The sequence below is a fragment of the Halomonas sp. ML-15 genome, assembly GCF_014779595.1.
In the GTDB taxonomy this organism is placed as follows: domain Bacteria; phylum Pseudomonadota; class Gammaproteobacteria; order Pseudomonadales; family Halomonadaceae; genus Franzmannia.
In genome coordinates, this window is record NZ_JACXZT010000002.1 from 168222 (window position 1) to 190001 (window position 21780).

The 21780-nt window shown below is 66.6% G+C and carries 19 protein-coding genes; 15 read left to right on the forward strand and 4 right to left on the reverse strand.

Features of this window, described 5'->3' with window-relative positions:
- Nucleotides 1-7: 7 nt before the first annotated feature.
- The 5 genes from IEI94_RS02465 (at nucleotide 8) to IEI94_RS02485 (ending at nucleotide 3715) form a co-directional block, all read left to right on the forward strand.
- Nucleotides 8-745, forward strand: coding sequence for a creatininase family protein (locus tag IEI94_RS02465; protein ID WP_191165242.1), 738 nt, complete (start codon nucleotides 8-10; stop codon nucleotides 743-745).
- A gap of 65 nt (nucleotides 746-810) precedes the next feature.
- Nucleotides 811-1002 (forward strand): tautomerase family protein, encoded by a 192-nt coding sequence (locus IEI94_RS02470; protein WP_191165244.1) that lies wholly within the window; start codon nucleotides 811-813, stop codon nucleotides 1000-1002.
- Nucleotides 1003-1066: 64 nt separating this feature from the next.
- A complete protein-coding gene (locus IEI94_RS02475) occupies nucleotides 1067-1648 on the forward strand; it encodes a rhomboid family intramembrane serine protease (protein ID WP_191165246.1) in 582 nt (193 codons plus the stop codon).
- Nucleotides 1648-2490, forward strand: a complete 843-nt coding sequence (locus tag IEI94_RS02480; protein WP_191165248.1) for an alpha/beta hydrolase — start codon at nucleotides 1648-1650, stop codon at nucleotides 2488-2490. Before IEI94_RS02475 ends, IEI94_RS02480 begins: the two co-directional genes overlap by 1 nt.
- A 37-nt stretch (nucleotides 2491-2527) precedes the next feature.
- Nucleotides 2528-3715: a M24 family metallopeptidase gene (locus tag IEI94_RS02485; protein WP_191165250.1), complete on the forward strand. Its 1188-nt coding sequence runs from the start codon at nucleotides 2528-2530 to the stop codon at nucleotides 3713-3715.
- A gap of 26 nt (nucleotides 3716-3741) precedes the next feature.
- Here IEI94_RS02485 and IEI94_RS02490 read toward each other — a convergent pair whose 3' ends face one another.
- Nucleotides 3742-4470, reverse strand: a complete 729-nt coding sequence (locus IEI94_RS02490; RefSeq protein WP_191165252.1) for a YebC/PmpR family DNA-binding transcriptional regulator — start codon at nucleotides 4468-4470, stop codon at nucleotides 3742-3744.
- Nucleotides 4471-4637: 167 nt separating this feature from the next.
- Here IEI94_RS02490 and IEI94_RS02495 point away from each other — a divergent pair, with 167 nt between their 5' ends.
- On the forward strand, nucleotides 4638-5519 hold the full coding sequence (locus tag IEI94_RS02495; protein ID WP_191165254.1) for a bifunctional nuclease domain-containing protein: 882 nt from the start codon (nucleotides 4638-4640) through the stop codon (nucleotides 5517-5519).
- Between the two features lie 100 nt (nucleotides 5520-5619).
- Nucleotides 5620-6363: a TSUP family transporter gene (locus tag IEI94_RS02500; RefSeq protein WP_191165256.1), complete on the forward strand. Its 744-nt coding sequence runs from the start codon at nucleotides 5620-5622 to the stop codon at nucleotides 6361-6363.
- A gap of 1 nt (nucleotide 6364) precedes the next feature.
- Here the strand turns inward: IEI94_RS02500 and IEI94_RS02505 are convergent, their stop codons facing one another.
- Nucleotides 6365-7177, reverse strand: a complete 813-nt coding sequence (locus tag IEI94_RS02505) for an acyl-CoA thioesterase (protein WP_191165258.1) — start codon at nucleotides 7175-7177, stop codon at nucleotides 6365-6367.
- 96 nt (nucleotides 7178-7273) lie between these two features.
- Between IEI94_RS02505 and tadA the strand changes: the two genes are divergently transcribed.
- Nucleotides 7274-7741 (forward strand): tRNA adenosine(34) deaminase TadA, encoded by a 468-nt coding sequence (gene tadA / locus IEI94_RS02510; protein WP_191165660.1) that lies wholly within the window; start codon nucleotides 7274-7276, stop codon nucleotides 7739-7741.
- Nucleotide 7742: 1 nt separating this feature from the next.
- Here the strand turns inward: tadA and IEI94_RS02515 are convergent, their stop codons facing one another.
- Both IEI94_RS02515 and mltF read right to left on the reverse strand, forming a co-directional pair.
- The gene (locus IEI94_RS02515) at nucleotides 7743-9752 is read right to left on the reverse strand and encodes a sensor domain-containing diguanylate cyclase (protein ID WP_191165260.1); all 2010 of its coding nucleotides are present in this window, start codon (nucleotides 9750-9752) and stop codon (nucleotides 7743-7745) included.
- Between the two features lie 24 nt (nucleotides 9753-9776).
- A complete protein-coding gene (gene mltF, locus IEI94_RS02520) occupies nucleotides 9777-11246 on the reverse strand; it encodes a membrane-bound lytic murein transglycosylase MltF (protein ID WP_191165262.1) in 1470 nt (489 codons plus the stop codon).
- A 157-nt stretch (nucleotides 11247-11403) separates the two neighbouring features.
- Between mltF and purL the strand changes: the two genes are divergently transcribed.
- The 7 genes from purL (at nucleotide 11404) to rluB (ending at nucleotide 21735) form a co-directional block, all read left to right on the forward strand.
- A complete protein-coding gene (purL, locus tag IEI94_RS02525; protein ID WP_191165264.1) occupies nucleotides 11404-15342 on the forward strand; it encodes a phosphoribosylformylglycinamidine synthase in 3939 nt (1312 codons plus the stop codon).
- A gap of 24 nt (nucleotides 15343-15366) precedes the next feature.
- Nucleotides 15367-17202: a DEAD/DEAH box helicase gene (locus IEI94_RS02530; protein WP_191165266.1), complete on the forward strand. Its 1836-nt coding sequence runs from the start codon at nucleotides 15367-15369 to the stop codon at nucleotides 17200-17202.
- Nucleotides 17203-17289: 87 nt separating this feature from the next.
- Nucleotides 17290-17718, forward strand: coding sequence for a MarR family winged helix-turn-helix transcriptional regulator (locus IEI94_RS02535; protein WP_191165268.1), 429 nt, complete (start codon nucleotides 17290-17292; stop codon nucleotides 17716-17718).
- A complete protein-coding gene (locus IEI94_RS02540) occupies nucleotides 17718-19034 on the forward strand; it encodes an MATE family efflux transporter (RefSeq protein ID WP_191165270.1) in 1317 nt (438 codons plus the stop codon). The genes IEI94_RS02535 and IEI94_RS02540 overlap by 1 nt, the downstream gene beginning before the upstream one ends.
- 132 nt (nucleotides 19035-19166) lie before the next feature.
- On the forward strand, nucleotides 19167-20081 hold the full coding sequence (locus tag IEI94_RS02545) for a segregation and condensation protein A (protein ID WP_191165272.1): 915 nt from the start codon (nucleotides 19167-19169) through the stop codon (nucleotides 20079-20081).
- Nucleotides 20078-20881, forward strand: a complete 804-nt coding sequence (gene scpB, locus IEI94_RS02550; protein ID WP_191165274.1) for an SMC-Scp complex subunit ScpB — start codon at nucleotides 20078-20080, stop codon at nucleotides 20879-20881. The genes IEI94_RS02545 and scpB overlap by 4 nt, the downstream gene beginning before the upstream one ends.
- A complete protein-coding gene (rluB, locus tag IEI94_RS02555; RefSeq protein ID WP_191165276.1) occupies nucleotides 20878-21735 on the forward strand; it encodes a 23S rRNA pseudouridine(2605) synthase RluB in 858 nt (285 codons plus the stop codon). Before scpB ends, rluB begins: the two co-directional genes overlap by 4 nt.
- Nucleotides 21736-21780 lie beyond the last annotated feature (45 nt).

The window sequence follows — 21780 nt, forward strand, 5'->3', positions numbered from 1 at the left end:
AGCCCCCATGCGACTGCAGCACGCCACCTGGCAGGAGGTCGAAGCCTACCTGACCCGTCACACCGGCATCATCGTGCCGATCGGCTCCACCGAGCAGCATGGCCCCAACGGCCTGGTGGGGACCGATGCGATCTGCCCCGAGGCGATCGCCTGGGCGCTGGGCGAGCGTCATGACGTACTGGTGGCACCGACCCAGAACATCGGCATGGCCCAGCATCACCTGGCCTTTCCCGGCTCGTTGAGTCTGGCCCCCAGTACCCTGATTGCGGTGCTGCGCGACACCATCGAGTCGCTGGCCAAGCACGGCTTCACCCATGTGTTCTTCCTCAACGGCCACGGCGGCAACATCGCCACCGTCAAGGCGGCCTTCGCCGAGGTCTACACCGCGCGCAGCCTGGCCGGCGATGACCGGCCGCTGAATCTGTCGCTCTACAGCTGGTTCAGCGGTCGCCGCGGTCGCGAACTGGCCGACTCGCTGTATGGCGACGCCGAGGGCAGTCACGCCACGGCCTCGGAGGTGGCGCTCTCCTGGTACGCCGCCGGGGTCGAGAAGCCGGTGGCGATGTCGCCGCAGCTGGCGCCCAGGGGTAGCGCCGAATGCGATGCCCACACCTTTCGCCAGCGCTTCCCCGACGGCCGTATGGGCTCCGACCCCTCACTGGCCAGGATCGAGCACGGTAAACGCTTCCTGGAAACCGGGGTCGAGGATGCCTGGGAGGCCTACCAGGCGTTTGTAACGGGATAAGCGCGCATTGCCAGGTGCCGCCCTTTCATCGGACCATGACGCTTTACCGTCATCAGGAGCCGAGCATGCCGATCGTTACCATTCAGCAATTCCCCCGTGACCTGGATCAGAAGCGTGAGCTCGCCCAGCGCATTACCGCGGCCTTCGTCGAGGTCTATGACGCCAAACCGGAGTCGGTGCAGGTGTTTTTCAGCGAAGTGGAAAGCGAGGATTGGGCCAAGGGAGGGGTTATGGGCTGTGACAGCACGTCAACCTGAGCAATCCGGCACCTAATGGCGGTGCGGTGGTCACAGCCATTATGCTTATCTTGCTAACAGACTCATGAATGTGACCCTGACGCTGGTCACCCTGACGGTGCTGGTGTCGGCGCTGGGCTGGCTGCAGCCGGCGCTCAAGCGAGCGCTGATCTACTGGCCGCCGGGCGTCTCGCGGGGGCAGTGGTGGCGGCTGATCAGCCACGGTCTGCTGCACGCCAACATCACGCACCTGGCCTTCAATATGGTCACCCTCTACATATTCGGCACGGTAATGGAGCTGGTGCTGGTGCCACATATCGGGGTGCTGGGGTTCGTGCTGTTCTATCTCGCCGGGCTGCTGGTGGCGATACTGCCGACCCACCTGCGCCACCGGGGCGATGCCGACTACCTGAGTCTGGGCGCCTCCGGGGCGGTAGCAGCAATGCTGTTCGCCTATATCCTGCTGCGGCCCTGGTCGCTGCTGTTCGTCTTCGTGGTGCCGATACCGGCGATCGCCTTCGCCGCGCTCTATGTGATCTATTCGCTGTGGGCGCAGCGCCATGCCGATGATAACGTCAATCACAGCGCCCACCTTTGGGGTGGCGCCTGGGGATTGACCTTCATGCTCGGCCTGATGGCCTCGACCTATCCCAATGAGCTGATCTGATGGTACGCGTACTGATCTCGCTGGCAGCGGTCTATGGATTGGTGGTGGCATTGATGTGGGCCTTCCAGGAGCGCCTGCTTTACCTGCCCCACGCCGGCCGTGAGCATGTCGCCACCCCGGCCGATCGCGGCCTGGCGTGGGAAGAGGTAACGCTGACCACCCAGGACGACCTGGCCCTCGATGCCTGGTGGATACCGGCGCCAGAGCCGCGCGGAAGCCTGCTGTTCTTCCACGGCAACGCCGGCAATATCTCCCACCGCCTGGAGAGCATCGCCCAGTTTCAGCGCCTGGGGCTGTCGGTGTTGATCATCGACTACCGCGGCTATGGCCGCAGCGAGGGGCGTCCGTCGGAAGAGGGCACGGCGCTGGATGCCCGCGCCGCCTGGCAGTGGCTACGCGATGACGCCGGGTTGGCGACCGATGAGATCGTGGTGTTCGGCCGCTCGCTGGGGGCGGCGGTGGCCGCCGAGCTCGCCGTGGGCCTCGAGGAGCAGCAGGAACCCCCCGCCGCGGTGATTCTCGAGTCGCCGTTTCGCTCGGTGCCGGAGCTCGCTCAGCGGCTCTATCCGTTCCTGCCGGCGCGCTGGCTGGCGCGTATCGACTATCCGGTGGAGAGCTACGTCACGCAGATCTCGGCGCCGCTGCTGGTGGTCCACAGTCGTGACGACGAGGTGATCCCCTACGCTGAGGGCGAAGCGGTGTACGCCGCGGCCAATGCGCCCAAGCGGCTGCTGACCATTAGCGGCGGACACAACACCGGCTTCGTGGATAGCGAGGCCGACTACCTGGAGGGCATCGACGCCTTCCTGGCCGAAGAGGCCGGCCTGTCCACTCCCCGCTGAGCTTCTACACTCTGGTGATACGTGACCGGAGACCACCATGGACCATACCGCCTATCGCCAGATGCTCGCCGAGACGCTGGCGCGCAGTGAGCTGCCGTTCGACGCTGACGAATACGAGGCTCGGCTGACCAGGGTGCGTGCCGCGATGCAGCGCCAGGGTTTCGATGCACTGCTGCTCACCGACCCCGCCGATATCAACTACCTCACCGGCTACCACACCTTCGAGGTCTCGGTACACGCCTGCCTGGTGTGCACCGCCGAGCGCCTGGTGCTGCAGGTGGCCTCCATCGAGACCGGCGCGGCGGTGGTGACCGCCCGTGCCGACGAGATCCTCGGCTACCGCTGGGAGAATCCCGATGAGGTCATCGCGCCGCTGTGCGACCTGTTGGCGCCCTGTGTCGCCGTGGGCATCGATGGCTGGCATGCCGGCCTGCGCCATGGCGTGATGGCGGCACTGGAAGCGCGACTCGGTAGTGAGCGCTTCCAGGAGGCCGGTGCGTTGATCGATGAGGTGCGCATCGTCAAGAGCGCCGCCGAGCTTGCCTGCCTGCGGGAGAGTGCGCGGATCACCTCGCTGGGGCTCGAGGCGGCGATGGCGGTGATCCGTCCCGGGGTGACCGATAACGAGGTGGCCGCCGAGGGCGCCCGGGCGCTGCTGGCGGCGGGCAGCGAGTTCATGAGTCTGCAGCCGATCGTCACCAGCGGTGCGCGAATCGGGGTGATCCACGTCAACCACAAGCGTCGGGTCATTGCGGCGGGGGACCCGGTGTTTCTCGAGTTCGGTGCCGCCTATCAGCGCTACACCGCACCGATGATGCGCACCGCCGTGGCCGGGCGCGCCAGTGACGAGATGCAGGCCGTCGCCGATCTGTGCCATGAGCTCTATGCGGTGCTGTGCGAGCATATGCAGCCGGGAGGCACCTTCGATGCCGCGGCTGAGGCCGCCGAGGCGACGCTGGCGCCCTGGCAAGAGCGGCTTTTTCACTCCGGGGTGTTCGGCTATGCGGTGGGCGCGCAGTTTCCGCCCAGCTGGGTCGAGGGCACGGGCTATATCGCCAGGGGGCAGAGGCGGCGATTCGAGGTAGGGATGGTCTTCCACCTGCCGCTCTGCCTGCGCCTGCCTGGCCAGTGGGGGGTGGGGCTCAGCGATACCGTGATGGTCACCGAGCGGGGCGGCGTGGCATTGACCGACAACGACTGGCGGCTCCACGAGCTGCCCGCCTGACAGAGGCATCAGGCAGGCCAGGCGGATCAAGTCTCGGTGGGAAGCTCGGCGTTGTGGAAGACGTTCTGCACGTCGTCCAGGTCGTTGAGCATATCGAGGAATTTCTCGAACATCGCCACATCGTCGCCCTCCACCGGGGTGGTGGTCTGGGGCACGAACTGGATCTCGTCGACCTCGAAATCGAGCTCACCGAAGGTGTCGATCAACGCCTGCTTGGCCTTGGCATACTCGGTATGCGGGGCGAACACGGTGATCTGACCGTCTTCGTTCTCGATGTCGCTGACGTCGACGTCGGCCTCCATCAGCGCTTCCAGGGCGGCCTCTTCATCCTCGCCGCGGTAGGCGAGAATCGCGCAGTGGTCGAACATGTGGCTGACGCTGCCGGGGGTGCCGATCTTGCACTTGGTCTTGGTGAAACAGGCGCGGACATCGCCGAAAGTGCGATTGGGATTGTCGGTCAGGCAGTCGACGATCACCATGCAGTTGCCGGGGCCGAAGCCCTCGTAGCGGGCCGGTGAGAAGTCCTCGCCGCCGGTACCGCTGGCCTTGTCCAGGGCCTTGTCGATGACATGACTGGGGACCTGATCCTTCTTGGCGCGCTCGATCAGGCCGCGCAGGCTCAGGTTGCTGGCGGGGTCGGTACCGCCCTGCTTGGCGACCACGTAGATCTCGCGGCCGTATTTGCTGTAGACCTTGGTCTTGGCGGCGGCCGTCTTGGCCATGGATTCCTTGCGGTTCTGGAAGGCCCTGCCCATATCGTTGTCCTGTCAGCTCATCAATACGGCAAGAATGTTACTCAACAAGGCGCAGCGGGAACAGGGTTATTTGCCGCATGGCAGGCCTCGACAATGAGTGCCATCCTGAACCCGAACACACCTTATGTGGCCGATACGATGATCGAGAAGGCTACCAAGGAGATAGCATGCAGAGGTCGTTACCACGGCGCCTGTTGGCGTCGCTGCTGATTGGCGTGATGTTGAGTGCCGCTGCCGGCCTGGCGGTGGCCCGAGAGCTGGCCGTCGACCCCGATGAGATGATCGAGGTGGAGATCGCCACCGTCGGGGTGGCGGGGGCGATGGGACCACCGGTGGTGCTGCTGCGCGAGCCTGGCGGGGAAGACGTGATTCCGATCTTCATCGGCCCCAACGAAGCCGAGGCTATCCTGCGCGCACTGCGCGGAGATCGGCCGCGGCGGCCGCTGACCCATGAGCTGCTGAATGACGTGATCGATGGCCTCGACGCGAATCTGGCCCGGGTCTACGTCGATGCGCTGCAGGAGAACACCTTCCTTGGCATGCTCGAGCTGGAGATCGATGGCCGCGACGCGCCCGTGCGCATCGACAGCCGTCCCAGCGACGCCCTGGCGCTGGCGCTGCAGGCCGGTGCAACCATTCACGTGGCGCCCGAGGTGCGCGAGGCGGCGCGGCAGATCGACTATGAGGGGCTGGAAGATAGCGTGGTGGCGGCACTGGGCATCACCGTGACCCGCGTCAGCGATGACCTGCGCGACGCCCTCGGCCTGCCCGACGATGACGGTCTGCTGGTCAGCGACGTCAGCGGTGCCGCCGAGGAGGCCGGCATGGCGCCCGGCGCCTTGCTGCTGGAGGTCAACGACCAGGTGCCCTCGTCGCCGATGAACTTCCTCGAGCTGGTGCGCGACACCCCTGCCGATGAAGAGGCCCAGCTGCGCTACTGGCAGGAGGGTGAGGTGCACGACATCACGCTCTCCACCGACGTGCCGACGCCGCGGCCCCGGGGGCGCGGGGCGCCAGAGAGCGACGAAGAGCCGGGCATTCGCCTGTAGACGCAGGGCATCCGCGTCGCGAAACATAGCGCGCTAATATAAACTGTTGACGCTTGGCGGCCGGCATGTTGCCGGCCGCCTGTCGTTATCAGGAGTCATCGTGTCGCTGCTCGTCGGTGCGGTCTTCGTGGCCGTGGTATTTCTCACCTCGATGCTGTCGGGGGTGTTCGGCATGGCCGGCGGCCTGGTGCTGCTGTGGTTCTTGCTGCTGCTGTTTCCGGCCACCACGGCGATCGCCGTTCACGGCGTGATCCAGATGACCGCCAACGGCTCGCGGGCCTGGCTGTCGCGGCAGTTTATCGTCTGGCGGATCGTGGCACTGATGACCTCCGGTGTGCTGGCGGCGGCGGGCCTGCTGCTGTGGATCGGCTACTCGCCGGATGCCGCGACGGTGTCGATTCTTATCGGCCTGATGCCGATCCTGGTGTGGATGCCTCGCTACTGGTTCCAGCTCGACGCCAGTCGGCCCAGCCATGCGCTGACCTGTGGGGTGGTGTCTGGCGGCTTGACCATTGCCGCCGGGGTATCCGGGCCGCTGATCGATATCTTCTTCGTGCGCTCACGCATGGATCGCCGCCAGATCGTCGCCACCAAGGCAATGATCCAGGTGGTCTCCCACGCCATCAAGGTGCTGTTCTATCTCGGCTCGGCGTTGGCACTGAGCGCCGGCGAGTGGGGCATCATCCTGCTCGCCGCGCCTTTTGCGATATTCGGTACCCACACCGGCAACCGCATTCTGGCGCGCCTCACCGATGCCAATTTCCGCACCTGGACGCGCTGGATCGTCACCGCCATCGGCGCGTTCTACCTGGTTCAGGGGCTGGTGCTGACCTTCCAGGGCTGACTCAGTCACGGACCCGGATCAGGCCCTCCTGGGCGCTGGAGGCGACCAGCTGGCCGCGGCGGTTGTAGATGCTGCCGCGGGCGAAGCCGCGCGCGCCGCCGGCCCAGGGGCTATCCATGTCGTAGAACAGCCAGTCGTTGACCCGAACGTCTTGATGGAACCATAGCGCATGGTCGAGGCTGGCGATCTGGAGCCGCGGGTCGCCGAACTGGATACCTCGAGGCACCAGGCTGGTGGTCAGCAGGTTGAAGTCCGAGCTGTAGGCGAGCAGATAGCGGTTGAGTGCGGGGTCGTCGGGCAGTTCGCCGGCGAGTCGGAACCACAGCTGCTTGCGCGCCGGCTGCCCGGGCTGATACTGGTCGTCGAGATGCAGAAATTCGATGGGGTGGCCGTCGAAGCTCAGCACCTTGGCGCCATTGGCGATCAGGGTGTCGGGGTCGTCGAGGGCAGGCATATCGAGCTGGTGGGCGTGGCCCTGCTCCTCGCCGTGAAAGGAGGCGCTGCAGAAGAAGATCGGCTTGCCACGCTGGATGGCGGTGACGCGGCGAGTGGTGAAACTGCCACCGTCGCGCACCGCGTCGACCTGGTAGACCACCGGGCGCTTGGGGTCGCCGGGGCGCAGGAAATAGCCGTGCTGAGAGTGGACCCGGCGCACCGGGTCGAGGGTCTGGCTGGCTGCCGACAGCGCCTGGCCGAGTACCTGGCCGCCGAACAGCTGGGGGAAACCGAGGTCCTGGCTATGGCCTCGGAACAGGTTTTCCTCGATCATTTCCAGGCCTAGCAGGGCAACCAGGTCATCCAGAGCGCGGGACATGTCAGACTCCTCAGGGTGGATCGGGTCGGAATGAGCGGGCCGGTGATGGCCTCATACAGTTGTTTCATTTTATCAGGATTCGAGTGGGCGATGGCGATGCGCAGCGATGATTTCTATATGCACCGGGCGCTGGATCAGGCGCGTCTGGCGCTGGCAGCCGGAGAAGTGCCGGTGGGCGCAGTAGTGGTAGACGCCGCGGGGGAGATCATCGGCGCCGGCTTCAATGCCCCGATCAGCGAGCACGACCCCAGCGCCCACGCCGAGGTGCAGGCCCTGCGAGCGGCCTGCGCCAGCCTCGGCAACTACCGCCTCGATGGTTGCACCCTCTACGTGACCCTGGAGCCTTGCATGATGTGCAGCGGCGCGCTGATCCATGCGCGCCTGGCGCGGCTGGTGTATGGCGCAGCAGAACCCAAGACCGGCATGGCCGAGTCGCGGGCCAATCTGTTTGCCCAGCCCTGGCACAATCACCGCGTCGAGGTCGAGGGTGGACTGCTCGCGGTACAGGCCAAACGGCTGCTGCGTGATTTCTTTGCTGCCCGCCGCGATGCGCCTGAAGGCTAGCCTACCTTCGCCATGTCGGCGACAGCTGGCCTGATGGATCATCAGAGGTGATCAGCGTACGCCCGCTGACAACGCGATTGCGACCGCTGGACTTGGCGGTATATAGCGCTTCATCGGCGACCTGCATCAACTGGCCGATATCCAGTGCCCCCTGCGTCTGGGTGGCGATACCAATGCTGATGCTGAGGCGCTGGCCGTCGTGGTGATGCAGGTCGGCGGCGGTAACCGCCTGACATAGCCGCTCAGCCAGCCGTTCGGCTTGCGTGGCGTCGACGCCGGGCAGGCAGGCGACGAACTCTTCGCCGCCGTAGCGCGCGAACAGCCCGTCCCGCTCGGCGACCACCCTGCGGCCAATCTCCCCGAGCTGGCGCAGATAGCGGTCTCCGGCCAGATGTCCCAGATGGTCGTTGATGCGCTTGAAGTGATCGACATCGCAGATCAGGATGCTCAGCGGGCGTCGCTCGGCGTTGGCGTTGAGGGTCTCCATGAACAGCCGCCGGTTGGGCAGGTCGGTAAGCTCGTCGTGGCGCGCCAGCCACTCCACCTCGCGCTGCAGTACGCTGCGTGCCTGCACTTCGCGGCGCAGCTCCTGATTGGCGTGATGCGCGGCACGGTGCTGTCCGGCGAGACGTTGATAGGCAAACAGCACCAGATACAGCAGGTAGGCAAACGTCAGGCCCACCAGCAGGCTGACTTCCGGCAGGCGGGCGCGCTGCATCAGCAGCGGAGTGCGACCCGGGAGCGCGTCGAGCACCAGCGGCTGGCCGCCGACATCGATGGTGAAACGATGCCACCAGCTGACTCGGTCATCGAGGGTGCCGACGCTGGCCAGTAGTTGGTCACCGGCAGACAGGCGCAGCGCCTGGGCGCGGGTATCGATATCGTTGAACAGGGTGTCGAGCAGTGCCGGGAGGCTGACCACCATGGCGGTGGCGCCGAGGATCTCGTCGCTGGCGCTGCTGCGCACCGGCAGGTAGTGGATGATGCCGGGCACGCCCTGCAACAGATCGATGGCGCCGGTGCTGCCTTCGCGGCCATGCAGCAGGGCTTCGCTGAGGGCACCGCGCCCGGCGGGCTGGTCATCGAACAGGCGAGCGCCAAGGGCCGCCTCGTTGCCGGCCAGGGGATATACGCGAATGATGTCGCTGCTCGGAAGGATGAAAGCGATGTTCAGGAAATAGCGATAGTCCTGATGATAGCGGCTGGCCTGACGGGCCCAGGCCGCTTCGTCCGGTGGCGCGTCGTAGAGCTCCCAGAAGCTGACGAAGCGGCGCATCGCCGCCAGATGGTCGGCGTTCTCGCGCTCGAAGTCTTCTGCCAGGGCGTGGCTCTGGGCGGCGCTGGCGTGATACTGACGACGATCCTCAAGCGTGGTCTGCTGATGCCAGAACAGCAGGGCGGCAACGCTCAGCGTCACGCCGGCCAGTAGCGGACGGCGCAGCCTGGCCAGCTGCTGACGCCGACGCAGGATCAGCAGGCTTGCCTGAGCGATCAGCAGGCAACCGGCGGCGACCAGCAGCGGCAGCGGTGCGGCGTGGTCCAGCACCCATAGGTCGCTCAGCGAGCGCTGGTCGATGGCCTGCGTCAGCAGCATCAGCCCGGCAAGGGCCAGCAGCAGTGGGGCACCCAGCGCCAGGCGCAGGTTCAGCAGCAGGCTGGTGGCGAGCAGCGCCAGGCACAGCGTCATCAGCACCGGGGGCCGCCAGCGGTAGGCGCCGGTGGCACTGTCCAGCGCCTCAGGCAGCGGGCTCAGCCAGGCGTTCCAATCGGCGACGCTCAACCAGTATTCGGGCAGCAGGTAGCTGACCATCACCAGTGCCAGGATCAGCAGTAGCGTTACCAGCAGCCAGGTACGCAGGCGTCGCACGCGGTCGAGGCGCCAATGGGCCGCGGCCAGCATGCCGAGTAGCACAGCGGTGCTGTAGTCGGCGGGCTCGGCGTCCCGACGCAGCATCGCCAGCAATGACAGCGCGAGTGCCGTAAGGGCCAGCAGGGGAGCCGTTCGCGTCATGCGTCACCTCGTGACGTGGCGGTATCAGAGCACTGGGGGAACGACGTCGAACAGGTGATTGTCGTCATCGTCGTCGGGCAGGCGCTCATTGAGCTGATAAAACTGCTGCTGGCTGCGGTCCACGTAGTCGAGAATCTCGTAATAGCGGCGAATATTGCGCACATAGATCACCGGTTCGCCGCCCCGCGCATAGCCGTGGCGGGTCTGACTGTACCACTCGCTGTTCTGTAGCAGCGGTAGCGCCTCGCGCACGTCGGCCCAGCGGTCGGGGTCGCCGCCGCGCTGCTCGGCGATGCCGCGTGCGTCGTACAGATGGCCTAGTCCAACATTATAGGCGGCCATGGCCATCCACAGGCGGTCGTCACCGTTGATTGAGTCGGGTAGACGTTCTTTCATTTGACGCAGGTAGCGGGCGCCGCCGTCGATGCTCTGCTGGGGATCGAGGCGGTCGCTGACGCCGAGCTCCTCGGCAGTGGGGTTGGTCAGCATCATCAGGCCGCGCACGCCGGTGGGTGAGGTGGCCTCGGGATCCCAGTGCGATTCCTGATAGCCGAGCGCTGCGAGCAGCTTCCAGTCGAAGCCGCTGTCTCTTGCCGCCTGTCGGAACAGTTCGGCGTATTCGGGGAGTTTTTCGCGCACATGGCTGATGAAGATGCGCGCCCCGACGTACTCCAGGTAGTCGTCGTGGCCGAAATAACGGCCGACCAGCTCGTCGAGGGTGCCGTCCTGCTGCAGGGCGTGGAGAAAGTCGTTGGCGCGCTGCTGCAGCGCCGCACCCTGGCCCGCGGGAAAGGCCCAGACCATCGATAGTGGCTCGCCAAGCGGAAAGCCCAGCTCGACATCGGGAAAGAACAGCCGGTTGGTCTTGAACTGATGCTGATAGACCACGGCGGCATCGAGACTGCCGTTTTCGATGCGCTGCAGCAGGTCGGCGACTTCCAGCTCGTCGGACTCCTTCCAGCTCAGCTCCGGGAGCTCCTCCTGCAGCTCACGCAGGATCTGGCCGGTGCCCGAGCCGCGGATGCTGGCGATGGTCAGGCCACTCAGGTCGTCGATATCACGTACCGATGGAAGGCCGCGACGGTAGACGACCTGGGGCTGCAGCGAGAGGATCGGCCGACTGTAGATCAGCCCTTCCTGGCGCAGATCCAGCGGCAGGGCCGCCGCGCCGATATCGGCATGGCCCAGACGTACCGCCTCGAGGACGCCTGCCGCATTGGGCTCGGTGTCCATCGACAGACTCACGCCAAGATGCTCGGCGAAGCGTCGCGCCAGATCATACTCGAACCCGGTGGGGCCGTGGCGTCCTTCGTAGTAGGTGGTAGGGGTGTTACGGGTGTGGACCGCCAGGAAGGCGCGGGCTTGAATCGCCTCCCACTGGGCGCTGTGTGGCGTCGGCTGGAGTGGCGCCAGCCACATCAGTGCGATACCGACACACGTCAGCAGATAGCCGCGCGGGCGGCGGCGCAGATGAGTCAGGACAACCTTTGGCATGAAGGAAACAATCGGCAGCAGGACCCTCCACGATAGCGGGCGTGACACAGGCTGTCACCTGCGCGGATTTCGCGCCCCGGCTGCTTTCCAGTATCATGTGCGCTCATCGCCGCCGGCCGCGGCCCTCATTTCGCTTTCTCCAGAGGCTCGATCGACCATGCTTGAACTGCGAGGTGCGCCCGCCCTTTCTGCTTTCCGACATGCCAAGCTGCTGGCCACCCTGCGCGACCGGGTTCCCGAGGTCGACGCGCTGCACGCCGAGTACGTCCATTTCGTCGACCACGACGGTGAGCTCGAGGATGGCCAGCGCGAGGTGCTCGCGCAACTGCTCGACTACGGCAGCGCTGGCAGCGTCGTGAGCGAGTCCCGTGAGGGGCATCTGTTTCTGGTGGTGCCGCGGATCGGCACCCAGTCGCCGTGGTCGTCCAAGGCCACGGATATCGCGCACAATTGCGGCCTCGCCCAGGTGCGGCGATTGGAGCGCGGCGTCGCCTATCGCGTACGCCTCGACGGCACCCTCTCCGAGGACGCCTTCGAGGCGATCGTGGCCTGCCTGCACGACCGCATGACCGAGACGGTGCTGGCCAACTCGAGCGATGCCGCGCGACTGTTCGCCCATCACGAGCCGGCACCGCTGGGCCAGGTCGATATTCTCGAGGCCGGCCGCGAGGCGCTGGTCGAGGCCAATCTCCAGCTCGGCCTGGCGCTGGCCGAAGATGAGATCGACTACCTCTACGAGGCGTTTCAGGAACTGGGCCGCAACCCGGCGGATATCGAGCTGATGATGTTCGCCCAGGCCAACTCCGAGCACTGCCGGCACAAGATCTTCAACGCCGACTGGGTCGTCGACGGCGAGACGCAGCCCCACTCGCTGTTCAAGATGATCAAGAACACCCATGCGTGTTCACCGGACGATATTCTCTCCGCATACAGCGACAACGCGGCGGTGATCAGGGGCAGTACGGCACCGCGTTTCTTCGCCGCCCCGCTCACCGGTGAGCTGGGCGAGCGCGCCCGCTACGCCGCCCAGGAAGAGCCGATCCAGATCCTGATGAAGGTGGAGACGCACAACCACCCCACGGCGATCGCCCCCCACCCAGGCGCAGCCACCGGCGCCGGCGGCGAGATTCGCGATGAAGGGGCCACCGGCATCGGCGGCAAGCCCAAGGCGGGGCTAACCGGCTTCAGCGTCTCCAATCTGCGTATCCCCGAGTATGTGCAGCCCTGGGAAGCCTTCGACTACGGCAAGCCGGAGCGCATCCAGTCGGCGCTGGATATCATGCTCGAGGGGCCGATCGGTGGAGCGGCCTTCAACAATGAGTTCGGTCGCCCCAACCTGGCCGGCTACTTCCGCACCTACGAGCAGGACGCCCTGGGTCGCGACGGCATCGAGCGGCGTGGCTACCACAAGCCGATCATGCTCGCCGGCGGCTACGGCAATATCCGCGACGGCCACGTGCAGAAGGGCGAGATCCCGGTCGGCGGCAAGCTGATCGTGATGGGCGGCCCGGCGATGCTGATCGGCCTCGGCGGCGGCGCGGCCTCGTCGATGGCCTCGGGCAGCTCCAGCGAGGACCTCGACTTCGCCTCGGTGCAGCGCGACAACCCCGAGATCGAGCGCCGCGTTCAGGAGGTGATCGACCGCTGCTGGGCGCTGGGCGACGACAACCCGATCTGCTTTATCCACGACGTGGGTGCCGGTGGCCTGTCCAACGCCCTGCCGGAGCTGGTCAAGGATGGCGAGCGCGGCGGTCGCTTCGAGCTGCGCGCGATCCCCAATGCAGAGCCGGGCATGAGCCCGCTGGAGATCTGGTGCAACGAGGCCCAGGAGCGCTACGTGCTGGCGGTGGCGCCGGCGCAGCTCGAGCGCTTCGCCGCGCTGTGCGCCCGTGAGCGCTGTCCCTATGCGGTGGTCGGCGAGGCCACCGAGGCACACCATCTGGAAGTGCGCGACGGTCACTTCGAGACCAAGCCGGTCGACCTGCCGATGAGCGTGCTGTTCGGCAAGCCGCCCAAGATGACCCGCGAGTTCCAGCGCGAGTCGCGGGTGCTGTCCGGCGTGATGCTCGACAACCTCGACCTGCGCGAAGCCGTGGATCGGGTGCTGCGGCTGCCCGCGGTAGCCTCCAAGAGTTTCCTGATCACCATCGGCGACCGCTCGATCACCGGCCAGGTGGCCCGCGACCAGATGGTCGGCCCCTGGCAGGTGCCGGTGGCCGACGTGGCGGTGACCACGGCGAGTTTCGATACTCACGCCGGCGAGGCCATGGCGATGGGGGAGCGTCCGCCGGTGGCGATGGTCGATCCGGCCGCCAGCGCGCGGCTGGCGGTGGCCGAGGCGATCACCAACCTGGCCGCCGCGCCGATTGCCAAGCTGGGCGATATCAAGCTCTCCGCCAACTGGATGAGCGCCGCCGATCACCCCGGCGAGAACCAGGCGCTGTATGACGCCGTGCATGCCGTGGGCATGGAGCTGTGCCCGGCGCTGGGTATCGCCATCCCGGTGGGCAAGGATTCGATGTCGATGCGTACCGCCTGGCAGGAGGAGAACGCCGCGGGCGAGCGCGAGGAGAAGAGTGTCATCGCGCCGCTGTCGCTGGCCGTGACCGGTTTCGCGCCGGTCACCGACGCCATGCGCACCCTGACGCCGCAGATCAACCTCGAGCAGGACGAATCGGACCTGATTCTGATCGACCTGGGGGGCGGCCAGAATCGTCTCGGCGGCTCGGCGCTGGCCCAGGTCTACGGTCAGGTCGGCGACGAGTGTCCGGACGTCGATGACCCGGAGGACCTCAAGGCGTTCTTCGAGGTGATCCAGGGCCTCAACCGCGACGGCAAGTTGCTGGCCTACCACGACCGCAGTGACGGCGGCCTGCTGGTGACCCTGCTGGAGATGGCCTTCGCCGCCCGCGCCGGCCTCGAGATCAAGCTCGACTGGCTGATCGACGAGCCGGTGGATGCCTTCAATGCGCTGTTCGCCGAGGAGCTCGGCGCGGTGATTCAGGTCAACCGGCAGTACACCGAGGAGGTGCTGGCGCAGTTCGCCGGGGCCGGTCTCGAGACCTGCGGCGTGATCGCCCGGCCGCGCTACGACGACCAGGTGCGGGTGACGCTGTTCGAGGAGCCGCTGCTCGAGACCACGCGGCTGCTGACCCAGCGTACCTGGGCCGAGACCAGCTACCGCCTGCAGGCGCTGCGCGACAATCCCGACTGCGCCAAGAGCGAGTTCGACGGTCTGCTCGACGACCGCGACCCGGGCCTCTCGGCGCAGCCCAGCTTCGACGTCGACGAGGACATTGCGGCGCCCTTTATCAACACCGCGCGCCCGGCCATGGCGGTGCTGCGTGAGCAGGGCGTCAACGGACAGGTGGAGATGGCCTGGGCCTTCGACCGCGCCGGCTTCGAGGCGGTCGACGTGCATATGAGCGATATTCTTGCCGGGCGGGTGTCGCTGGACGACTTCAAGGGGCTGGTGGCCTGCGGCGGTTTCTCCTACGGCGATGTGCTTGGGGCCGGCGGCGGTTGGGCCAAGTCGGTGCTGTTCAACCCCCGCGCTCGCGAGCAGTTCGCCGCCTTCTTCGGCCGCGACGACAGCTTTGCCCTGGGCGTCTGCAACGGCTGCCAGATGCTCTCCCAGCTCAAGGCGCTGATCCCCGGCGCCGACAACTGGCCGCACTTCGTGCGCAACGAGTCGGAGCAGTTCGAGGCGCGGGTGTCGATGGTGCAGGTCGAGGAGAGTCCGTCGATCCTGCTGGCCGGCATGCAGGGCTCCAAGCTGCCGATCGCCGTGGCCCACGGCGAGGGGCGCGCCGAGTTCCGCGACAGCGGCCACCTGCGCGCCATGCAGGGCAGCAGCCAGATCGCGCTGCGCTATGTCGACAACTACGGCCAGGTCACCAGCCGCTATCCGGCCAACCCCAACGGCTCGCCGTCGGGTATTACCGGCCTGACCACCCCGGATGGCCGGGTCACCATCATGATGCCGCACCCCGAGCGGGTCGCGCGGGCGGTGACCAACTCCTGGCGTCCCGCCGAATGGACCCAGGACGGCGCCTGGCTGCGGCTGTTCCGCAATGCCCGGGTGTGGCTCGGCTGAGCGCCCTGGGTGACAAGGCATGACGTGAACAAGGCGGCCCCCGGGCCGCCTTCGCCGTCTTCACCGCCGGCGCTGCGGCCCTATCAGCAGGAGGCCGTGGCGCGGGTGGTGGCGCACTTTCGCGGCGGCGACGAGCCGGCGGTGGTGGTGCTGCCCACCGGCAGCGGCAAGTCGCTGGTGATCGCCGAGCTGGCGCGCCTGGCTCGGGGGCGGGTGCTGGTGCTGGCCCACGTCCGCGAACTGGTCGAGCAGAACCACGCCAAGTACCTGGCCTACGGGCTGGAGGCGGATATCTTCAGCGCCGGGCTGGGGCGCAAGGAGAGCGGCCGTCAGGTGGTCTTCGGCTCGGTGCAGTCGGTGGTCAGGAATCTGCCCGCGTTCGGTTCGCCCGCCCCGGGGCAGAGCGACTTTACCCTGCTGGTGATCGATGAGTGCCACCGGGTCTCGCTGGATGACGACTCCAGCTATCGTCAGGTGATCACCTATCTTCAGCAGCGCAATCCGCGGCTCAAGGTGCTGGGTCTCACCGCGACGCCCTACCGCCTGGGGCAGGGCTTTATCTATCACCGCCATCATCACGGCATGGTGCGCGGCGACGAGGCCTGTTTCTTCCGCGACTGCGTGTTCGAGCAGCCGCTGCGGCTGATGGTCAAGCAGGGCTACCTGGCGCCGCCGACCCGTGTCGATGCCGCGGTCGAGCGCTACGACTTCTCGGCGCTCACTCCGGCGGCCAGCGGTCTCTACCGCGAGGAGGAGCTCAACCGGGTGGTGGCGGGCCACCGCGCGACGCCGGGGATCATCGCCGAGATCGTCGAGCGCGCCGCCGAGCGCCAGGGGGTGATGATCTTCGCTGCCAGCGTGGCCCATGCCGAGGAGATCCTCGGCTACCTGCCCCAGCCCGAGGCGGCGCTGATCACCGGCGCCACCCCGGGCCGTGAGCGCGAACGACTTATCAACGCCTTCAAGGCCCGCGAGATCAAGTACCTGGTCAACGTGGCGGTGCTGACCACCGGCTTCGACGCGCCCCATGTCGACCTGATCGCCATCCTGCGGCCCACCGAATCGGTAGGCCTCTACCAGCAGATCGTCGGCCGCGGCCTGCGCCTGGCACCGGGCAAGCGCGACTGCCTGGTGCTCGACTATGCCGGCAACCCCTGGGATCTCTATGCGCCGGAGGTGGGCGCGCCGAAGCCCGCTTCCGACGCCGAGCCGGTGCAGGTCGAGTGCCCCGAGTGCGGCCACGCCAATCTGTTCTGGGGCAAGCGCGACGGCGAGCTGGTGATCGAGCACTACGGCCGCCGCTGCCAGGGGCTGGTTGAAAGCGCCCGAAGCCGCGCTCAACGCGAAACATCAAGGTCGGCGATGATGCAGTGCTCATTTCGCTTCCGCTTCAAGGTGTGCGGCGAGTGCGGCGCCGAGAACGATATCGCCGCGCGGCGCTGCCACGGCTGCCAGACGCTGCTGGTGGACGCCGACGACAAGCTCAAGGCGGCGCTCAAGCTCAAGGATGCCCGAGTGTTGCGGGTCAGCGGCATGCAGCTCGAGGCCACCACCAATGGCCGCGGCATGCCGCGCCTCAAGGTCATCTACCATGATGAAGACGGTGCCACCCTGGCCGAGTGGTTCGCCCTCGAGACCGCGGCCCAGCGCGGCGCTTTCCAGGCGGTCTTCCTGCGCGACCATCTGCGTGCGCCTGGAGTAGCCTGGCGTCCCACCAGTCCGCAAGAGGTGATCGCCGAGCAGCACCGCCTGCGCGCGCCGGACTTCGTGGTGGGGCGCAAGGTGGGCCGCCACTGGCAGGTGCGCGAGAAGCTGTTCGACTACAGCGGTCGCTATCGTCGCGCCGACGCGGCGGAGTGAGCGGAGCGGCGGGTCGGAGAGGTGAGAGGCTTGCCATCCCCATATAGTTAGTTAGAATAACTAACTATATGGGGATGGAGGTATACCATGACGCTTGAATCGGACCTGAAGGATCTGGGCTGGGAGATATGGAACCGTTGGCGAGAGCATGGCCGACGCAGCGGCAGTATGGAGCTCACCGCTGCTGAGCTCGACTACCTCTATGCCCTACTCTCGACGCCGGATGGGATGCGCCTGACGCAACTGGCCGCCTTGCTGCGGGTGAGCAAGGCCTCGGCCAGCACCATGGTCAGCAAGCTGGAGACGCGTGGCTACCTCTATCGCTCGGCCTGTCCGGAGGATGGGCGGGCCGTGCTCTTGCATGCCACGGACAAGGCACGACACATCGAGAAGGAGGAGTGCGACGTCTATGCGGAGACCGCCGCGGCGCTGCGCCAGCGACTCGATGACGAGGAGATCCGCCAGCTGGAGTGGCTACTGGGCAAGGCTTGTGAAGGACTGGGGGAAATCGACTGATGCACTCCGGTTCGATCACTCGCGCCTACTGGCGTTATACCCTGCCCGCGGTCATGGCGCTGATGGTCAGCGGCATGTACCAGGTGGTGGACGGCATCTTTATCGGCCACGCCATTGGCGAGCCGGGGTTGGCCGGCATCACCATGGCCTGGCCGGCGGTCAGTGTGCTGCTGGCGGTCGGCATCATGCTGGGTGTCGGGGCCGGTGCCCAGTGCTCGATTGCCCAGGGGCGCGGCGACGAGCCGCGAGCGGCGGTGATGCTGGGGCAGGGCGGCTGGCTGCTGGGCCTGCTCGGGGTGCCGGTGGGTGCACTGATACTGTGGGGTGGCGACGCCTTTCTGGCCCTCCAGGGGGCGACCGGACGGGTCGCTGAGCTGGCGGGCGACTACCTGGCGGTGATGGCCTGGGGCGCACCGCTGGTGGTGGCCAGCCTGGCACTGCCCTTCTGGGTGCGTAACCTTGGCGCTCCGCGCTTGGCGACCCTGGCCATGGTGGTGGGTGCCTTGGCCAATATTGCCTTCGACTACGCCTTTATCCTGTGGCTTGGCTGGGGGCTCAAGGGGGCTGCCCTGGCCACCCTGCTGGCGGAGAGCCTCACCGCCCTGATCTGCCTGGGCTTTCTGGTGAGTCGCCAGGCCCCCATCCGCCTGAGCCTGCAGCCACTGCGTCTCTCTGCCTGTCGGGCGGTGCTGGGCACCGGGGTGTCGAGCATGCTGATGTATCTCTATCTCGGGGTGGTGGTGGTGCTGCACAACATGCTGCTGATGAAGTATGGCGGGCCGGTGCAGGTTGCGGCCTATGCCATTGCCGGCTACTTGCTGGCCTTCTACTACATGATGGCCGAAGGGGTGGCCAACGGCATGCAGCCCCTGATCAGCTATTTCCATGGGGCGCGTCAGGCCAGCTATATCAAGCGGGTCTTTCGCCTGGGGCTATATACCGCCATCGGGCTCGGCGCGGGGATGGTGGCGGCGCTGATGGTGTGGCCCGAGCGCATCGCCGGCATCTTTATCTCCGACGACGCCAGGCTCCTGGCAGCAACGACCTTGGGGGTTCGCCTACACCTCTTTGCGCTCTTCCTGGATGGCTTTATCGTGTTGGCGGCCTGCTTTTTCCAGTCGATGGGCCTGGGGCGCCAGGCGGTGCTGATCACCCTCGGAAACATCGTGATCCAGGTGCCCTTCCTGGCCCTGCTGCCTCTATTGATGGAGCTGAACGGGGTCTGGCTGGCCCTGCCGCTCTCCAATCTGGTGCTGGCATCCGTGGTGCTGGCGATGGTGATGCGGCGCTGGCGTCGCCTGGAGGCGTCTGGTTGAGATGCTTCTCGCCGCTAGGCTGCCTTTGCGCTGCTCGAGTCGCTGACGCTGTGAGCGGTGCCTGTCTCTTGCTAGACTGCACGATTGATCACCACGTCGAGCCGAGAGACGCCCCAGGAGGCCAGGCCACCCGTGAGCGAGACGCCCACCATTGCCGTCGAGGAAGTCCCCGCGCCAAAGCAGGGCGACCTGTTCGCGCGGGTGCTCGACGAGCCGGTCTATGCGCCGCCGGAGGATCTGTATATTCCGCCGGAGGCGCTGCGGGTGTTCCTCGAGACCTTCGAGGGGCCGCTCGATCTGCTGCTCTATCTGATCCGCCGCCAGAACCTGGATATCCTGAGCATCGATGTCGCCGCCATCACCCATCAGTACATCGAGTACGTCGAACTGATGAAAGCGATGGAGATCGAGCTGGCCGGCGAGTACCTGCTGATGGCGGCGATGCTGGCCGAGATCAAGTCGCGCACGCTGTTGCCGCGGCCGCCCAAGGGCGATGACGAGGACGACGAGGGCGATCCGCGCGCCGAGCTGATTCGCCGGCTGCAGGAGTACGAGCGGCTCAAGCACGCTGCCGAGGCGCTGGGTGAGCTGCCGCGCCTGGGTCGCGACTGGTTTCCCGCTCAGGCGGGCCTAGCGTCGCTGGAGTCGCGGGTCATTCACCCCGATGTCGAACTCGACGAGCTATTGGCGGCGCTGTCGGGTATCCTGCGCCGCGCCGAGCTGACTCAGACGCATCAGATCAGCCGCGAAGTGCTTTCGACCCGCGAGCGCATGCTGGCGATCATGTCGCGACTCGAGCATCAGCACTACACCCCCTTCGAGGCGCTGTTTACTCTCGAGGAGGGCCGTGCCGGGGTGATCGTGACCTTTATGGCGATTCTCGAGTTGGCCAAGGAGGCGATGATCGAGATCGTCCAGAATGCGCCCCTCTCGCCGATCCATGTGCGCGCGAGGTTGGCCAGCGATGCCGGCGAGGCGCCCGCAGACGTCGACGACGAGGCGGGCGAGAGCCCGTTCGACCACGAGGAAGCGTTACCACCATCATGAACACGCGTATCAGCGACCCGGTGAGCCCCCTGGACGAGATTCTCGAAGCGGCGCTGCTGGCCGCCGGCGAGCCACTCTCGCCGGAGCGGCTGGAGGCGCTGTTCGACGAGCATGAGCGGCCGCCACGGCGCGAGCTGCGCGAGGCGCTGGTGCGGCTCGGCGAGCGTATGGAGCACGGTGCGCTGGAGCTGATCGAGACCGCCTCCGGCTTCCAGCTGCGGATTCGCTCGCGGCTCTCGCCGTGGGTCTCGCGGCTGTGGGATGAACGCCCGCAGCGCTACTCCCGGGCGCTGCTCGAGACCCTGGCGCTGATCGCCTATCGCCAGCCGGTGACCCGCGGCGATATCGAGGAGGTGCGTGGGGTGGCGGTGAGCAGCTCGATCATGCGCACCTTGGCCGAACGCGGTTGGATTCGGGTGGTGGGACAGCGCGATGTGCCGGGGCGGCCGTCGGTGTATGCCACTACCCGCCAGTTCCTCGACGACTTCGGTCTCAAGACGCTGGATGCTCTGCCGCCGATGCACGAACTCAAGGATTTCGAAGAGCGCCTGGTCGACTATGAGCAGGGCGAGGCGCGAGATGCCGAAGCGCGCGAGAAGAGCGTGCGAGACGAGAGTCAGCAGCAGGCGACGACCGGGACGGTCGCCGCCGAATCACACGCCGGGACGGCGTCCACGCGGTCCGGACTGAGCTTCGCCGATCTCGAAGCCCGCCTGGCCGGACGCGCCCCCGAGAGCGTCGACGATGACGGACGCGGGGGCGTGGAATCCTCTACAGACGAGATGTCAGAAGACCCATGACGACTACCACTGAAAAGTTACAGAAGGTGCTGGCCCGTGCCGGCCTTGGCTCGCGCCGCGAGATGGAAACTGCGATCAGCGCCGGGCGCATCAAGGTCAACGGCAAGTTGGCGACCCTCGGTGATCGCATCGAAATGCGCGACAAGGTCACCTTCGACGACCGCCCGGTGACCCTGCGCGGCGCCGACGAGACCCCGCGGCGGGTGATCATGTACAACAAGCCCGAGGGCGAGCTGTGTACGCGCAAGGATCCGGAAGGGCGGCGCACCGTGTTCGAGCGGCTGCCGCGCCTCAAGGGTGAGCGCTGGATCGCCATCGGCCGGCTGGATATCAATACCAGCGGCCTGCTGCTGTTCACTACCGACGGCGAACTGGCCAACAAGCTGATGCACCCCTCCACCGAGGTGGAGCGTGAGTACGCGGTGCGGGTGATGGGCGAGGTGCGCCGCGAGCAGGTGGTGGCGATGGTCGAGGGGGTGATGCTCGACGACGGCCCGGCGCGCTTCAGCGACGTCCAGGAGTTCGGCGGCGAGGGCATCAACACCTGGTTCCACGTGGTGATCCTGGAGGGCCGCAACCGCGAGGTGCGCCGGCTGTGGGAGTCCCAGGGCCTCACCGTCAGCCGCCTCAAGCGGGTGCGCTACGGCAATATCTTCCTCGACAAGCGTGCCAAGGCCGGCGAGTGGACCGAGCTGACCCAGGATGAAGTCGACGATCTCTCGACCCTGGCCGGGCTTGCCAGTCGCAAGGTGCCCGAGCTGACCCCGGACGAGAAGAACCGCTGGAGTCGCGACAAGAACAAGCGGCGTCCGGTGCAGGCGATGCGCAAGCCCAAGAGCACGCGCAAGCCCTGAGACAGGAACGAAACGCCTGCCGGTTGGCACAAAAAGGCTTGTCAT

What these genes read in the sequence shown, in the direction of transcription:
- IEI94_RS02465 (WP_191165242.1), top strand. Translation starts at nt 8, where the DNA reads ATGCGACTGCAGCACGCCACCTGGCAGGAGGTCGAAGCCTACCTGACC.
- IEI94_RS02470 (WP_191165244.1), top strand. Translation starts at nt 811, where the DNA reads ATGCCGATCGTTACCATTCAGCAATTCCCCCGTGACCTGGATCAGAAG.
- IEI94_RS02475 (WP_191165246.1), top strand. Translation starts at nt 1,067, where the DNA reads ATGAATGTGACCCTGACGCTGGTCACCCTGACGGTGCTGGTGTCGGCG.
- IEI94_RS02480 (WP_191165248.1), top strand. Translation starts at nt 1,648, where the DNA reads ATGGTACGCGTACTGATCTCGCTGGCAGCGGTCTATGGATTGGTGGTG.
- IEI94_RS02485 (WP_191165250.1), top strand. Translation starts at nt 2,528, where the DNA reads ATGGACCATACCGCCTATCGCCAGATGCTCGCCGAGACGCTGGCGCGC.
- IEI94_RS02490 (WP_191165252.1), bottom strand. Translation starts at nt 4,470, where the DNA reads ATGGGCAGGGCCTTCCAGAACCGCAAGGAATCCATGGCCAAGACGGCC.
- IEI94_RS02495 (WP_191165254.1), top strand. Translation starts at nt 4,638, where the DNA reads ATGCAGAGGTCGTTACCACGGCGCCTGTTGGCGTCGCTGCTGATTGGC.
- IEI94_RS02505 (WP_191165258.1), bottom strand. Translation starts at nt 7,177, where the DNA reads ATGTCCCGCGCTCTGGATGACCTGGTTGCCCTGCTAGGCCTGGAAATG.
- tadA (WP_191165660.1), top strand. Translation starts at nt 7,274, where the DNA reads ATGCGCAGCGATGATTTCTATATGCACCGGGCGCTGGATCAGGCGCGT.
- IEI94_RS02515 (WP_191165260.1), bottom strand. Translation starts at nt 9,752, where the DNA reads ATGACGCGAACGGCTCCCCTGCTGGCCCTTACGGCACTCGCGCTGTCA.
- mltF (WP_191165262.1), bottom strand. Translation starts at nt 11,246, where the DNA reads ATGCCAAAGGTTGTCCTGACTCATCTGCGCCGCCGCCCGCGCGGCTAT.
- purL (WP_191165264.1), top strand. Translation starts at nt 11,404, where the DNA reads ATGCTTGAACTGCGAGGTGCGCCCGCCCTTTCTGCTTTCCGACATGCC.
- IEI94_RS02535 (WP_191165268.1), top strand. Translation starts at nt 17,290, where the DNA reads ATGACGCTTGAATCGGACCTGAAGGATCTGGGCTGGGAGATATGGAAC.
- IEI94_RS02540 (WP_191165270.1), top strand. Translation starts at nt 17,718, where the DNA reads ATGCACTCCGGTTCGATCACTCGCGCCTACTGGCGTTATACCCTGCCC.
- scpB (WP_191165274.1), top strand. Translation starts at nt 20,078, where the DNA reads ATGAACACGCGTATCAGCGACCCGGTGAGCCCCCTGGACGAGATTCTC.
- rluB (WP_191165276.1), top strand. Translation starts at nt 20,878, where the DNA reads ATGACGACTACCACTGAAAAGTTACAGAAGGTGCTGGCCCGTGCCGGC.